Genomic DNA, 13,574 nt, shown 5'->3' with positions numbered 1-13,574 from the left:
GTCGTTCACCTCAAAGCCAGGTCACTGCAGCGGCATTGATCGCCAGATGCATCGTGTTGTCGGCGATGATCATCAGCCAGACCGCGAGCCAGACCGGGCGGTCCTTGTGGTAGCCGGTCGCCGCGCACTCGGACCAGGGGTGCCAATACGAGCGCGGGGCCAGGAAGTTCTTCGCCCACACGACGTGCCGGGCGAGCCGGTAGTGGTCGATCACGGCGTGCGTGATGACGATGACGGCGAGCGCGGCAGACGACTGCGTGACGAGGAGGAACGGCAGCCCGTAGGTGATGGCGTGTGCCCATGCTGGCCACCAGCGTTTCGTCTTCTCGTTGGCCATCCAGTCGGACTGGATGAGGTAGTCGCCCGCGAGGTGAGCAAGCAGGAGTCCTAGGGCGGTGCTCATGGCCGCCACCTTTCGTCGTAGTCCGGGTGCGCGGCGAACGGCACCGCGAGGTGGCGCAGCGTCCTGCACGGGTGGCGCTGGGGGCTGCTGCTGCCGTGGGTGGGGTAGCCCCACTGGCCGTCGACGCAGGTGTCGCAGTCGCCGTCGTTGACGTCCTGGTGCTCGTCGAGGACGGCGAGCTTGGCGTCCAGGTCGGCGAGCACAGCCGGGTCGGCGGCAGGCTGGCCGTACCGCCTGTAGAAGGCCTTCGCAGGCGCGCGGTGAAGGCCCTCGATCAGCACGAACTCTTCGTTCCACTCGAAGACGTGAGTCCACCTGAACGGCAGGTTCCCCGGGATGGATCGCCGACTGGCCTCAGCCTCGCGTGCGTCCATGTACCGGGCCCGCAGGAACGCCGCGATCAGCTCACCCTGAGACGGCACGACGCACCCCCTCCTCCAACGACACCTTCGGCTCGTAGAAGCCGAGCATCCGCGACGGGTCACACACCCGCGTGTGCACACCCTGCGGCGCCCCCGGCTCGTACCTCAGCTCCGCCTCGTACCCGGCCGCCGCCGTCATCAGCCCAGCCAGCTCGTCGAAGCTCGTCGCCCGCCCGGTGCCGATGTTCACCGGGCCCGTCACGTCCGTGTCGAGGAGCGCGAGCGTCGCGCCGACCACGTCGTCGATGTGCACCCAGTCCCGGCACGACGTCCCGTCGCCCCAGACCGTGAACGGGTCCTCCCGGCGGCGGGCGCGGGCGGCGAACGCCGGAAAGGGGTACGCCTCGTCCTGGTCCTCGCCGTACCCGGAGAACGGGCGCGGGATGAGGATGCGGCAGCCCTCCGCCTCGGCGTAGCTGGCGAGTAGCTCCCCGCTCAGCTTCGCCCAGCCGTAGGTGGCGTCCGGGCGTTCCGGCTCGTCGACGTCAATGTGCGACTCGTGCAGCCGCGTGAACGGCCAGCCCTTCGCCTGGAGGTGCACCGGGTACGCGGCCGAGCTGGAGAAGTACACCGCCCGCGGCACCCGCGCCTTCACCAGCCACCGCATGTACCAGGCGTCGAGCGCCAGGTTCGTGGCCACCCCCAGGGGCGACTCGTCGATGGACGCGCGGCCGCCGACGATCGCCGCACAGTGCACGGCCAGATCGAAGCCGATGGTCTCGCTGCGGAAGAAGTCCAGAGCATCCACGCCGTCGACGAGGTCGATGCCGGTGACGTCCCAGCCGCGCTCGTGCATCGCCGCGTGGAGGTGCCGGCCGACGAAGCCCCGGTGCCCAGTCAGGAGGACGTGCACGGCGCCGCTCCCATCTGCTCGGCGAGCACCACCTGGAACTGCCCGACCGTCTCGTGCCGCAGGATCGTGAACCCACCCTGCTCGATGAGGGCCCGGTAGCCGTCCTGGTCCCATGCCCACGCGTGGCATTCGTCGTGGGCCTCGGGCGTCTCGTTCCAGGGCGACGAGGCGACGAGGTAGCGGGAGTGCTCGCCGATCCATCGGACGACACCTCTCGGATCGGCGACGTGCTCCAAGACCTCCGTGGCGACCGCGATGTCGCCGAGACAGATCTGGTCCCGGTCGGCGCCGAACACGTCCGCCAGCTCGGCCTGCACGCCGCGCTCGATCCATCCGGCCTGGTTGCTGGGCTGGAAGTCGTAGCCCCACGCGGTGAGGCCGACGATGCCGTTCAGCGTCTGGAGGAGCCCGCCGTCGCCGCAGCCGAGGTCGGAGAGGGTGATCTCGCTCCGTCCTTCGTTGGCCATCCGAACGTAGGCGGCGGCGATGAGCTCCAGCGCCATTTCAAGGCGGGGCCGGTGGACGGGCTGTTCCAGGTGCGGGGCGCGCTCGCGGCGGGCGTGGAACGCGGCGGTGGACACATGCGGGGTGTCGCCTTCGAAGAGCTTGTACTCAGCCATTGTCGATCTCCGTCTCACCCCACTCGAAGCGGACGACCTGCCAGCCGGACGGCTCGTCGAGGTCACCCAGCTCGATCCGATAGCCGTGCCGCATCGCGATCAGGTCCACCTGCTTCAGGAACCGCGCGTCGATGTACCGCTCCCGCGGCAGCGTGTGCAGCGCCGCGGTGATAGTCAGCTCCTGGTCGAGTGCGCCGCACGTCATTCCGGCGACGAACGCCCCGTCGTCGAAAGGGCCGCCCTGGCTCTTGGTGAGGACGAACGGCATGACCGCCTCGTACTCGCCTTCACTGCTCTCAGCCACGCTCGTACTCCTTGATCTGCTGCACCCAGACGGGCAGTTCGTGCTGCCGCCACTGCTCGAACACGGCCCGGTCCGCATCCGACCGGGCGTCCGTGTTCGCCTCCGCGTAGCCCGCATCCCACTGCGCCCGGCCGGCGATCGGATGGAGGTGCTCGACGATGACGTCCGGCAGGTAGGTGAGGGCGTCCAGGGCGCGGCCGAGCTCCAGCCAGGCGTTGTCGAGCCACAGGTGAACGGCCCCCGCCGGCACCATGTGCCCGGTCGCGAGGATGACGTCCGACGTCATCGCCACCTGCGTCGGCAACGCCGCCTGCTGGATCAGGTCGTTGCCGTACACCAGCCCCGTGCCGAGGCGCCGCAGCTCTTCGAGGTATCGGCCGTCCCAGCCGACGGTGCGCGGCAGGTGGTCGTCGCCCATGAACCCGACAGCATCCGAGCGGGCCGCCCACTTCGGCGCCGCCACGTTCAGTGTCGGACCGAGACGCAGCCGCGGACCGATCCCCATGCGGAACATCGGTTCGTGTTCCAGCTGCCGGTAGATGGCCTGGTAGCCGCGCAGCTCCGGGTCGTCACTGTCGACGAGGGCAACGAGACGCGTCTCGTACTCGCAGGTGTCTTTGAACGCTTGCCATAGCCGGGTGAGGTTCTGCGGCCGGCCGCGGGTGGGGACGAGGATCGTGAGCGTCATCTGAGGAGTGCTTTCTCCCAGGCCGGGGCGAGCCGGCTGATCGTGTATTGGCGGGCGTGTTCGCGGGCCGCGTTGCCCATTTCCTGCCGCATGGCGGGGTCGTGGGTGAGGGCGCGGAGGTGTTGCGCCCATTCGTGGTCGCGGTGGACGAGGAGTCCGGTGACGCCGTGTTGGATGAAGTCTTCGTAGGGGCGGACGGCGGAGGCGATGACGGGGATGCCGAGGGCTGCGGCTTCGGTGGCTTTCACGGCGCTCTTCGACCGGTTGAAGATGTGCGGCAGGAGCGGGGTGACGGCGATGTGGTAGTCGATGGCTCGGTAGTAGTCCTCGACGCTCTGCTGCCAGGGGGTGAAGCGGCGGCGGGGTGCGCGGAGGAGGGCGCCGTAGTCGTTGCCGATGCAGTGGAGTTCGGTTTCGGGGTGGCGTTGGAGGAAGCGGCGTATCTGCTGGTCGCTGCTGCCCCAGTCCATGTTGTGGGTGGCGCTACCACCCCAGCCGATGGTGAGGACGTCGTCGCGCTGCGGGGGCTGGTGGTCGATGAGCCAGTCGGGGACGGCGTTGGGGATGACGTGGACGTTGGTGTTCCACTGGGCGACGATGTCGGCGAGGGGTTCGGTGGTGACGGTGACGGCGGCGGCGACTTGGATGTTGCGGCGGATGTTGTCGCGGACGTCGGGGCGTGCGTAGTACTGGTGGGCGGCCGGCGACCGGTGGTCGATGTTGAAGAGGTCGTCGTCGACTTCGTAGATGAGGTGGCGGCCTTCGGCGGCGAGTTGCTGCCACATGCTGGAGGGGTCGGGGTCGCAGACGCGTTGGCCGATGATGGTGACGTCTCGGTTGTGGCGGACTGGCCGGGGGAGCCGCGTGGAGTGGTGTGTCTTGTAGCCGAGAGCGGCGAGCCCTTCCATCGGGAGTTGTGCGCGGTACCAGCCGCACCCGGCAGAGTCGGCCGCCCAGGCGAAGACGTCGGGGACGGGGATGCCAGCGAAGGGGTCTTGCCAGTCCGGGCCGCGGAGGGCTGGGGGGATGGTGTAGGCGGGGTGTGTGGGGGCGATGCTCTGCCGGTTCACGGCCGCTCCGGCTGGCGTTCGTAGTTGACGCCCTTCCAGCAGACGGTGCGGCCGTCCTTGCTGGCGAAGATCTCAGGGCCGAGTGCGGTGACGTCGCCGTCGTCGCGCGGGTAGAGCCTGGCTTTGTGCTTGGCGAGGGCGGTGTCGCGGACGGCGTAGGTGATGATGTTGATGACGACGACGACGGCGATGATCGCGGTGATGGTGACGGCAGTGTTCACGGCGTCTCGCTTTCGACGGGGAGGATGTGTCCGCCTTCAACGCAGTGCGAGGACACGCAGCGGCCGACCGGGGTGGCGGCGAGCGCCGCGTGAACAGCCCGCCAGATGATCGCGTTGCGGTGCACCCGGTCGGGCGGCAGGTAGTCGCCGAGCGCGCGGATGTACTCGTATACGGCGTCGTAGGCGGGCTGGCACGGGTCGGGCATGACGGGTAGGGCGGTGTTCAGCTCTTCCTCGGAGGGCGCCTCTGGGTGACCCTCATCGACGTGCGGGTAGCCAGGGCAGGGGACGGTGTTGCCCTCGTCGTCGGTGTGCAGCACGGCACAGGCGACGCCGCTCGCCACGACAGCATGAGAGACGACGCCCATGGCCTTGAAATGGTCGAGTCCGACGACACGGGGCTCAGGCGGCCGGTGTGGTGTGGCGTCGAGTGCACTGTCATTCCATACGTACCGAGTCCACGTCTCCCCGCCGCGCTTGCTGGCGTGCCACTTCCCGTACTCGCCCTTGTCGTGCCCGGCGCGGAATGCGCAGGCATAGGTAGGGCCGCCCTCAAGGTCGATGCGAGCCGTACACGGCGGCAGGTCGGCGTGCGCCGCAGCAACGTGGGCATCCATCTGCTGCGACGGCTGGGGCTCGTCGCAGTGCGGACATTCCTCGTCCACGTCGAAGTCCCTCATCGGCTGCTCCATGCGGTCGTGGCGGGCTGGTAGTTGTAGGTGACGGGCGCGTAGGGGATGAGCGCGGTGAACGCGAACCACAGACCGAGCGCATGGCACAGGTACGTCACGGTCAGTCCACCTCCACGTCGAAGTCTTCGGTCACGGCCGCGATGCGCGGCCGGTATCCGTACTGCGTCCGGTCCGCCGTCATCCGCGCTGCGATCGCCGCGGCGGCCTCCGCAGGCCAGGTTCCTCCCTCTACGGAGGCGGCGCTCACGTCGACGGCCGACCCGAGGACCAGGCCCCGCCCGCGCTGCTTCGTCGGGATACCCGGCCGGGTGAACCAGTCGACCGTCCAGGAATGGAAGCGGCGCCGGTTCCGGCCGTCGGTGCACTTCTGCAGCTTGAGGCGGACCTCGTGGTCGTCGCCGTGCGGCATCCGCACCGTCACGGTCAGCGGCTCGCCGATGTCCTCGTACTCGTAGCGGGAACGGCCGAACAGCCGGTCACGCGGGTCGAGTTTGATCGTGCCCCGCATCCACCACGGGTCATCGCGGGACGACTCGTCACGCTTCGCCCACAGCTTCCAGTCGATGCCGCCGTGCTGAATCCCCAGCGAGATCACGCGCGACTCGTAGCCGGTCGGGTTGAGGCGCCGCTGGAGCCAGGTCCCGAACCGCTCGGTGTGCAGGTAGATCGCGCCGAAGGGGTGGAGGCGGAGGTGCGCGGCGAGGGTGTGTTCGCTGCCCGCGTTGCCGATCTTCAGTTCGGCGTCCCAGCCGGGGAACGACTTCCCGATGATGAGCTGGGCGCCGACATCGCCGGTCGGCTTGCCAGGCCATGGGCCCGGGACAGGCTCGCGTTCGTACAGCGGTAGGCCCTGTTCGGCCCGCTGCTTGATCTCTTCCCTCGACGGGTACGGGGGACGGACTCCATCGAGAGGACCGTCGTACCGGTCACCGATGTCCCAGCGGTCCGGGTCGAGATGGCCTTGCGGGTCGGGGCGGACGCCGCAGCGGTCGCAGCACACCCAGCGGTGGCCGGGCCGGTCGTTGAATCCCTCGGTGCCATCGACGACGGGCCGGTGGCCGAGCAGCCGGCAGGCGAGGATGAGGCGGGGCAGGCTGCTGGCGAAGTAGCCGCGGTTCAGCAGGGTGCCTCGTCGTTGGCCGTCACGCTCGCGGTAGTTGACCGAGAAACGGTGCATGGCTGCTGCTCCTGCAGGTTGTTTGCGGGTTGGAGGTGGCAGGGGGTAACCCGCAAAGGAACCCCCCTGCCACCGGCCCCGAGCCAGGGTTGCCAGAACTGTAGCCTACGAATCACAGGTGACAGTGGTATCTACAGCTACGATTCGAAGGAACCTAGCTGTGGGAGGACCCGCATGACCACGCCCCATCCGCTCGGCCGCCTGGTCGAACACGACCCCCGCAGCCTCCACTTCGCCCACGGCGTCCTACCGAAGACCGCGATCAAGTCCGTCGACTGGACCCGCCGCGCCCCGATCTTCGACCAAGGCCAGCTGGGCTCCTGCACCGGCAACGCCGCCGCCGGACTCATCGGCACCGACAGCGCAGCACGCACCGGCCTCACCTCGGTCACCGTCAACGGCGATGTCCTGCCGGTCGATGAAGACCTCGCCGTCGACGTGTACAAGCTGGCCACTCAGCTCGACGACATCCGCGGCACCTACCCGCCCGACGACACCGGCTCCTCCGGGCTCGGCGCCGCCAAAGCCCTCAAAAAGTTGGGCCTGGCCAGCGGTTACACCCACGCGTTCTCCCTCGACGCGCTGAAGAGCGCACTCCAGAACGGGCCGGTCATGGTCGGCACCGTCTGGCTCAACTCGATGTTCGACCCCACCTCCGCGGGCAACGTCACCGTCGACCGGCACTCCGACGTGGCCGGCGGCCACGAGTACGTGATCTCGGCCTACGACGCGGGCGCGGGCCAGTTCCGCATCGACAACTCGTGGGGCGTGCGCGGCTCGGCGTGGATCACAGCGTCGGATCTGCAGTGGCTGCTGTCTCAGCAGGGCGACGTCACTGTCCCGGTCTGGGCGACGGTGCCCTCCCCTCCTCCGGCGCCCACTCCTTCTCCGGCTCCTGCAGTCGATCCTCGACTGGTTCAGGTGGCGACGCTGATGAACGAGTGGGCCAAGGACAACAACGTCGCCACGAACGGAGCCTGAGCATGGCCACACCGCTCACCGCCGACCAACTCCTAGCCGCACTGAAGGCCGAGGGACTGACCGTCCACGAGCACACCGGCTGGCGCACCCACAACCGCGACACCGCGACCGGCAAAACCTTCGGCCCCGTACACGGCGTACTCATCCACCACACGGCCGGACACGGCGACAAGGAGCTCTGCTACAACGGCCGACCCGACCTGCCCGGCCCGCTCTGCCACTCCTGGCTCGGCAAGACCGCAGGCCTGTGGATGATCGGCCACGGCCGCGCCAACCACGCCGGCCTCGTCGACCTCGACGTGCTGAACGCGCTCATCGCCGAGAAGTCACCGCTCCCGCACGACGACCAGGCCAACGCCGACGGCAACGACAGCCTGTACGGCTTGGAGATCGAGAACCTCGGCGACGGCCACGACCCCTACCCGGCAAGCCAATACCACCAGGCCGTGCTGTGGGCGGCCGCGATCTGCCGCAAACACGGCTGGTCGGAGCGGTCCGTGGCCGGGCACAGGGAAGTCCAGCCCGGGAAGATCGACCCATCGTTCGACATGGACGACTTCCGTGCTGACGTGAAGGCCGAACTGGCGAAGAAGCCAGGCGGAACGGTCACGCCGAAGCCGACCCCGTCGACACCGCGCGTGGACCTGTCCCGGCTCATCACCGCGGCGAAGACCGACCCTGCCGCGAGGCAGGGACACGTCACCTATATGGCCGGCACCAACCTTGTCGAAGCAGCGCTGGTGAAGCTCGGCTACCTCGGCAAGACCTACGCGGGCGACGGATCGTTCGGCTCGACCACGGTCACCGCGTACAGCAAGTGGCAGCGTCACCTCGGCTACTCCGGCAAGGACGCCGACGGCATCCCCGGCAAGGCCTCCCTCACGCAGCTCGGCAAATCGTCCGGGCTGTTCACCGTCGTCGCCTGACCTTCTGGAAGGACCCCGTCATGACCGTCAACCTCGACTCGGCCTACTGGCTCGGGCTCGTCGCGTCCGTCGTCCTGCCCGTCCTCGTCGGCCTGGTGACCACGAAGGTCACGCACGCGGGCTGGAAGGCCGTTCTCCTCCTCGCCCTGTCCACCGTGAACGGGTTCATCGTCGAGTACGCGGGACCGCACGACGCTGGGTACAGCGTGGGCACGGCAGCCGTCCTCGCCCTGGTCTCCTTCGGCACCGGAGTGCTCGCGCACTTCGGCCTGTGGAAGCCGACCGGTGTCAGCGGCAAGGCGCAGGACTCCTTCGTCAAGGCCGCGTAGGGAGGCCCGTGGACGGCACCACCCTCGGCACCGTCCTGGCGGCTGTCGCCGGCCTCGTCGGGTCGGGGGTGGTGTGGATCGGGAAGCGCGGCGAGAACGGCGTGTCCCGATTCAACTCGGTGACAGACCAGATCCAGGAGGACAACGCCACCTTGAGAGAGCAGCTCTCCAAGCGTGACGAGCTGATCGGAGTCTTGCAGGACCGACGGTCGACGGACATCGAGACGATCACGAAACTACGCATCAAGGTTATTCAACTCGGAGGAGACCCAGACCAGTGACCCGGACAGAGCGAACGATCGTCATGCACTGGAGGGGCATCGCCACCCTGTGCGCGATCGTCGCTCTGGCTGGGATCTCGTGGGTGCTGTGGCATCGCATCGACTCCTCCGACCGTAACTATGCGGCGGCCGTGAAGGAAGCGGACCGGCGCGGCGACGCGGTCACCACGCTGGCCAGCGATGTGCGGGCGCTGCGGGCGCAGGTGAAGGCAGCGGGCAAGACCCCGGTGGCGCCGGACCCGTCGAAGGCGGTGGCGGATCTCCCGTCGCGGACGACGGTTCCGGTGCCGATACCGGGCCCGCGGGGGGCGGCGGGCGTACAGGGTTCGCCTGGGGCGACGGGAGCGCCAGGCAAGGATGGCAACAACGGAAGCAATGGGGCGGACTCCACCGTGCCCGGCCCTGCGGGACCACCGGGACCTGCAGGTCAAGACGCGACTGGAGTGCCAGGCAAGGACGGCACCGATGGGCGCGACGGAGCTGACGGCAGGCCTCCCGCGGGCTGGACATTTGAATACGGTGGCGTGACGTACACATGCCGTCCCGTGGACGACTTCAATGCCGACAATCCGCGGTACACGTGCGATGCGTCCGAGTCCAGCCCGGGACAGAAAAACTCGGGCCAGAACCCTTTGGCGATGGCTCTAGACCCGAGTAGGCGCGAATGGTGAGTCAGACGTTCAGGGTGTCCTCGGCACGCCACTTCGCCTGAAGCCGCCTCTTCTTCGCCGCCTCGCAGATGCTGCAGTACCGCTGCTGGCCGCCGTTCGACTTCCTGTAAACGCGGTCGAAAGGGTGGCCGTTCTTGCAGTGCGTCTTCCGCGCGTTTATCGCAGATACGGTGGACGAGTCCTTGAGGGTGTTCTCCCTGACCGTGACTGCCTGGAGGCGCTGCGGGTTGACGCATGCCCGGTTGCGGCAGACATGGTTGATGACCAGCCCGTCTGGGACTGGCCCGTGCATGTCGTACCAGGCGACGCGGTGGGCGCGGCGGTTCCTGCGACGCAAGAAGAAGGAGCCGTATCCGTCTTTGTCGAGAGGGCCTGTCCATACGTGGCAGTCGCTGCTCTCCTTGCGGATGCGTGTTTCGAATCGCGCCTTTTCAGATTCGGTCAGGTTTCCCATGTGGGCAATTCTATTAATTCCGCAGGGCGTTGACGGCCCGCCCGGTTGGATAAGTCGGCGGATGATCTGTGGGATGCGTAACACGGGGTACGTGCAACTATTTCCCCGGGCCTTGGCGTGGGCGCTGACGCGCCGCCAGTACGCATGAGAGTGCCCCCGGGCACCACCCCGGGGGCTTCGCTGGACGGCCGGCCAGGCCTCAACGTCGTATCCACGGTAACTGCCTTGGCGGCGGTGAACTCCCTGCCACTGGGGAGTCACGCCGCCTTCACGACCTCGGCCTGCCTTGTCGCGGCCGCCCACTCCTCGTACAGGTCTTCCAGCGCGGCCCGTTCCTCATCGGTGAGCTTCACTCGCGGATCGGTCCACAGGGCGCGGATCTCCTCGTTCACGACGGCAGCAGGCCGCACGCGGCCACAGGCCAGGGGAGTTGGGGGCATGCCTGAATTTTACGGCTCCCCACCGTCGGACCGCGCGGCTATGCTGACTGCACCGCCCCGGGGCCCGACCCCCGGGGCGCGCCTGCTGTCGGGAGTAGAGGAACACCCCATGCCCACCCAGTACTTGGTTCGCTACGCCATCCTGCCGCCCGGCACGGGCCCGGACGACTACGAGAGCGCAGACCTCGTCCACCGCGAGGAGACGTTCGAACTGTCCGACCCCGAGCAGGCCGGGGAGGTGGCAGGGCAGAACCTGCGGTACGGGCCTCACCGAGGTGAGGTCCAGGCCGCTGTCCGTAAGCGGCTCGCCGAGGGCGAGGAGCCCATCATCCTCAGCGTTCGCCTGCCCTAGGCCCGCCGCTCAGCATCTTCCAGCCGGGCCCGGTAGTACGCCTGATCCCGAGGGAACCCAGCCAGCGCAGGCAGCGCCTCACGGAAACCGGCCGCCGCATCCGCCCACGCACGGCACGCATAGGCCGCGTCCGCCAGCTGCAAGCGTGCACGCGACTGGTCCAGCCAGTACAACCAGCCCGGCCGGTCCCGCTCGTCGCCCGCCCGAAGCGCCAACTCGTGCGCCTCATCGGCCAGCCGCCGCGCACGGTCGCGTTCGGCGCAGGCCGCGGCCGCCATCGCCGCCTGATGCACCGCCACCGACTCCGCCGCCGGGGACAGCGGGCGCGGCCCGGCGAAGCGGGCGGCCTCGGCGGTCCGCAACGCCCGCACCGGATCCCCGTGGTTGAGGGAGTAGTAGGCCCGTACGCGCTGCGCCCACGACTGCATGTCGGTGTGGCCGCCGTCGACGGCCCACCCGTGCGCGAGGTCGATCCACGCCAGGGCGGCGCCGCGGCGCTGCTCCTGCCACGCCACCCACGACAGCCAGTGCGCATGCTCCGCAGCGAGCAGCATCAGCCGGTCGGCGGCCGCGCCGGTGGTGCCGGGGATCAACTGGGTCACCGCGTCGAGCTGAGCCCGCACGACTGGCCACAGATCGGGGCCGGCCTGTTCGTCCTCGGCCCTGCGGTGTTCGGCCAGGACACGGCCGATCCAGTCGGCGGTACGCAGGTCGGTGCGGCCGTTGGCGTGGCCGTGAGCGATGCGGTCACGCAGCTCGCCGGACGGGTCCCAGTCGGCGTAGCGGCTGGACTGGCCGGCGGCCTTCAACTCTGGTGGCACGTGCAGCCCTTCGGTGATGCGAGTCTTCACCTCCTCGGTTTTCACCGTGCGGCGGCGTGACTCGATGGCAGAGATGTGGGGCTGCGGCAGTCCGACGAGCGACTCCAGTTGGCGCTGAGTCAGCCCGGCTACGCGCCGGTATTCGTAGAGAACGGCAGCCCAGTCGGCGCGAGCCCATGCGGCACGCAACGCGACGTCTGCCCAGAGTCCCCGACTACTCACAGCGAAAAGATACTGCCGCCGCGTCAAAGGCTGTATCGGCTTGGTGGTTTCCCCCTCGCACGATATTGTCTCAGTCACACCGAGTCGGGTCGGGAAAGGCAACAGCCATGAACGCGCACAGCAGAACCAGCACAGGTACCGAGGCGCCACCGGACATCCCCGTGATGCGTGACAGCGCACGCCGGGCCCTCGCCGATGCACCCTCCGTCGACGACCTGGACCTCCTTGCGTCCACGCTGCGCGGGCACATGCACGTCCTGATCCCGGAGGTCGAGCAGCTCGCTGTCCGCCGCCACGACACCGCAGGGATCTCCGCCCGCGCGTGCGTGGACGAGGCCCGCCGGAAGCTGAACCTCGGCAACGGCGACATCGAGGCCGTGCGCGTGAGTGTGGTGCAGAAGCTTGCCCGCAGCGTGGACGCCCTGTGCCGCCACTACGTCGCGCTGGGCGGAGCCGACGCGTGATGTGTGCCCGCTGCAACGAGTCGATCCTCCCGGGGGAGAGGGCGCTGCCCGTCGACAAGCTGTCGCCGTCCGGCGCCGGCGTCACCCTCCACGTGCACGCGGTGCTGTGCAAGCGGCCGCCGACCCAGACCTCCCCCGTGAGCGTGTCGCGCGTCCGCGGGGGAGAGGCCGCCCCGACCCCCCGAGCGGGACGGCCGTGAGTGCCCGCCGCCGGCGCCCGGACCCCGCACCGGTGGCGGGTCACAGATGGAAGCCGCTGGCCACAGCGTCACGCGGGGCGACACGTTCACAAATTCTGTCGAAAATCCACGCAGATATATGCGGCCTACACCTTTACCTACCGGCGGTAGAAGGCTTGACTTCCGTTCAGTCGCCTACCGGAGGAGGTCGGAGATGGTCACGCCGATCACTCGTGCTATGCGCAGCAGCATGTCGAGCGTCGGGTTCGCCTCACCGGACTCGATCTGCTGGTAGTGGGACCGGTTCATCGGGACCGCGAGGAAGACCTGCTCTTGCGTCAGGTCGCGGTCTTCCCGGGTGACCCGGATGCGCCTGCCGATGCGCTGGCGTTCGCGCTGTAGCCATTCGTCGTCATCGGACAGGTGAACTTGCACCCGACAAAGCTCGAACCCTCATGATCATTAGTCAGCCTGGTGAGACCAGGCTTTCTGTGATCTTCACAAGCTCGGCGCGGCCCCAGACCCCGCCCGCGTCGACGGCCGCCCGTCCGCCGTGCACCCCCTTGTCGACGGGCGGGCGGTCCCCGACCGGGTCCGATCGGGTTAGCCCATTCGGGTGACGCAGATGACCGTGTCATGTGCCTGATCGGATCGTTAGAGAAGATGGCCAGGGCGGCGGCTGGTCCCACCCCCCAGGTGGCGCCGCCGTCCTGGTCCTTGTCGCCTCTGGTCGGCAAGGCGAAGGCCCCCGCGGGAGATGTCCGCGGGGGCCTTCCTCATGTCTCCCGCTGGGAGAGTGGGAGACAACCGGGAGACGATCATGGGAAGCGAGCGGGAACCCTCGCGGGTTTCCGCGAGTATCCGCAAGAGATCGATAGCGGAAAACAGCGGCCGAACAGCCCCGTCACCCCGCAGATTCGGCAGCGTGAGGACTCACAAAACCCGCCGTGACCAGGGCGATGATGACGATGCCGAGCGCGATGCGGTACCAGACGAACGGCATG

Annotated in this window: 20 protein-coding genes and 1 pseudogene; 6 read left to right on the top strand and 15 right to left on the bottom strand. The window is 68.5% G+C overall.

The window, feature by feature from the left end:
* Nucleotides 1-10 precede the first annotated feature (10 nt).
* From MQN93_RS42040 to MQN93_RS41995, 10 genes are all read right to left on the bottom strand, one after another.
* Nucleotides 11-403: a DUF3307 domain-containing protein gene (locus tag MQN93_RS42040; RefSeq protein WP_242713643.1), complete on the bottom strand. Its 393-nt coding sequence runs from the start codon at nt 401-403 to the stop codon at nt 11-13.
* Nucleotides 400-825, bottom strand: coding sequence for a DUF6221 family protein (locus MQN93_RS42035; RefSeq protein WP_242713642.1), 426 nt, complete (start codon nt 823-825; stop codon nt 400-402). Before MQN93_RS42035 ends, MQN93_RS42040 begins: the two co-directional genes overlap by 4 nt.
* Nucleotides 809-1,678: an NAD-dependent epimerase/dehydratase family protein gene (locus MQN93_RS42030; protein WP_242713641.1), complete on the bottom strand. Its 870-nt coding sequence runs from the start codon at nt 1,676-1,678 to the stop codon at nt 809-811. Before MQN93_RS42030 ends, MQN93_RS42035 begins: the two co-directional genes overlap by 17 nt.
* A complete protein-coding gene (locus MQN93_RS42025) occupies nt 1,663-2,298 on the bottom strand; it encodes a methyltransferase domain-containing protein (protein ID WP_242713640.1) in 636 nt (211 codons plus the stop codon). The genes MQN93_RS42030 and MQN93_RS42025 overlap by 16 nt, the downstream gene beginning before the upstream one ends.
* The gene (locus MQN93_RS42020; RefSeq protein ID WP_242713639.1) at nt 2,291-2,602 is read right to left on the bottom strand and encodes a hypothetical protein; all 312 of its coding nucleotides are present in this window, start codon (nt 2,600-2,602) and stop codon (nt 2,291-2,293) included. Before MQN93_RS42020 ends, MQN93_RS42025 begins: the two co-directional genes overlap by 8 nt.
* Nucleotides 2,595-3,290: a hypothetical protein gene (locus MQN93_RS42015; protein ID WP_242713638.1), complete on the bottom strand. Its 696-nt coding sequence runs from the start codon at nt 3,288-3,290 to the stop codon at nt 2,595-2,597. Before MQN93_RS42015 ends, MQN93_RS42020 begins: the two co-directional genes overlap by 8 nt.
* Complete coding sequence (locus tag MQN93_RS44320) at nt 3,287-4,360, bottom strand: glycosyltransferase family 4 protein (RefSeq protein WP_242713637.1); 1,074 nt, start codon at nt 4,358-4,360, stop codon at nt 3,287-3,289. Before MQN93_RS44320 ends, MQN93_RS42015 begins: the two co-directional genes overlap by 4 nt.
* A complete protein-coding gene (locus MQN93_RS42005) occupies nt 4,357-4,581 on the bottom strand; it encodes a hypothetical protein (RefSeq protein ID WP_242713636.1) in 225 nt (74 codons plus the stop codon). The genes MQN93_RS44320 and MQN93_RS42005 overlap by 4 nt, the downstream gene beginning before the upstream one ends.
* Nucleotides 4,578-5,261 carry a hypothetical protein gene (locus MQN93_RS42000; RefSeq protein ID WP_242713635.1) on the bottom strand — a complete coding sequence of 228 codons (684 nt, stop codon included), beginning with the start codon at nt 5,259-5,261 and terminating at the stop codon, nt 4,578-4,580. The genes MQN93_RS42005 and MQN93_RS42000 overlap by 4 nt, the downstream gene beginning before the upstream one ends.
* Before the next feature lie 112 nt (nt 5,262-5,373).
* Nucleotides 5,374-6,450 (bottom strand): hypothetical protein, encoded by a 1,077-nt coding sequence (locus MQN93_RS41995; protein ID WP_242713634.1) that lies wholly within the window; start codon nt 6,448-6,450, stop codon nt 5,374-5,376.
* A 174-nt stretch (nt 6,451-6,624) separates the two neighbouring features.
* Between MQN93_RS41995 and MQN93_RS41990 the strand changes: the two genes are divergently transcribed.
* Genes MQN93_RS41990 through MQN93_RS41975 form a run of 4 tightly spaced genes read left to right on the top strand, consistent with a single transcriptional unit; the run spans nt 6,625 to nt 8,967 of the window.
* Entirely contained in the window at nt 6,625-7,431 is an 807-nt protein-coding gene (locus MQN93_RS41990) for a hypothetical protein (protein ID WP_242713633.1), read from the top strand.
* Nucleotides 7,432-7,433: 2 nt separating this feature from the next.
* Nucleotides 7,434-8,357, top strand: a complete 924-nt coding sequence (locus tag MQN93_RS41985; RefSeq protein ID WP_242713632.1) for an N-acetylmuramoyl-L-alanine amidase — start codon at nt 7,434-7,436, stop codon at nt 8,355-8,357.
* 20 nt (nt 8,358-8,377) lie between these two features.
* Complete coding sequence (locus MQN93_RS41980) at nt 8,378-8,686, top strand: hypothetical protein (protein ID WP_242713631.1); 309 nt, start codon at nt 8,378-8,380, stop codon at nt 8,684-8,686.
* An 8-nt stretch (nt 8,687-8,694) separates the two neighbouring features.
* Nucleotides 8,695-8,967 carry a hypothetical protein gene (locus MQN93_RS41975; protein WP_242713630.1) on the top strand — a complete coding sequence of 91 codons (273 nt, stop codon included), beginning with the start codon at nt 8,695-8,697 and terminating at the stop codon, nt 8,965-8,967.
* Between the two features lie 672 nt (nt 8,968-9,639).
* Here the strand turns inward: MQN93_RS41975 and MQN93_RS41970 are convergent.
* Nucleotides 9,640-10,092 (bottom strand): HNH endonuclease signature motif containing protein, encoded by a 453-nt coding sequence (locus MQN93_RS41970; protein ID WP_242713629.1) that lies wholly within the window; start codon nt 10,090-10,092, stop codon nt 9,640-9,642.
* A 257-nt stretch (nt 10,093-10,349) separates the two neighbouring features.
* On the bottom strand, nt 10,350-10,532 hold the full coding sequence (locus MQN93_RS41965; RefSeq protein WP_242713628.1) for a hypothetical protein: 183 nt from the start codon (nt 10,530-10,532) through the stop codon (nt 10,350-10,352).
* 109 nt (nt 10,533-10,641) lie between these two features.
* On the opposite strand from MQN93_RS41965, the gene MQN93_RS41960 reads away from it, so the two are divergent.
* Entirely contained in the window at nt 10,642-10,884 is a 243-nt protein-coding gene (locus MQN93_RS41960; protein WP_242713627.1) for a hypothetical protein, read from the top strand.
* Here the strand turns inward: MQN93_RS41960 and MQN93_RS41955 are convergent.
* Complete coding sequence (locus MQN93_RS41955; protein ID WP_242713626.1) at nt 10,881-11,927, bottom strand: helix-turn-helix transcriptional regulator; 1,047 nt, start codon at nt 11,925-11,927, stop codon at nt 10,881-10,883. The genes MQN93_RS41960 and MQN93_RS41955 overlap by 4 nt on opposite strands.
* A 164-nt stretch (nt 11,928-12,091) precedes the next feature.
* On the opposite strand from MQN93_RS41955, the gene MQN93_RS41950 reads away from it, so the two are divergent.
* The gene (locus MQN93_RS41950) at nt 12,092-12,391 is read left to right on the top strand and encodes a DUF6415 family natural product biosynthesis protein (protein WP_242713625.1); all 300 of its coding nucleotides are present in this window, start codon (nt 12,092-12,094) and stop codon (nt 12,389-12,391) included.
* Nucleotides 12,392-12,765: 374 nt separating this feature from the next.
* On the opposite strand, the gene MQN93_RS41945 is transcribed toward MQN93_RS41950, so the two are convergent.
* Together MQN93_RS41945 and MQN93_RS41940 are read right to left on the bottom strand one after the other, a co-directional pair.
* Nucleotides 12,766-13,005, bottom strand: a complete 240-nt coding sequence (locus MQN93_RS41945; RefSeq protein ID WP_242713624.1) for a helix-turn-helix domain-containing protein — start codon at nt 13,003-13,005, stop codon at nt 12,766-12,768.
* A 469-nt stretch (nt 13,006-13,474) separates the two neighbouring features.
* Nucleotides 13,475-13,574 (bottom strand): annotated as a pseudogene (locus tag MQN93_RS41940) (undecaprenyl-diphosphatase); the annotation flags it as partial.

Source organism: Streptomyces spinosisporus (assembly GCF_022698145.1).
In the GTDB taxonomy this organism is placed as follows: Bacteria; Actinomycetota; Actinomycetes; order Streptomycetales; family Streptomycetaceae; genus Streptomyces; species Streptomyces spinosisporus.
The sequence above is the reverse complement of the archived record's forward strand: the minus strand, read 5'-3'. Positions and strand labels throughout refer to the sequence as shown.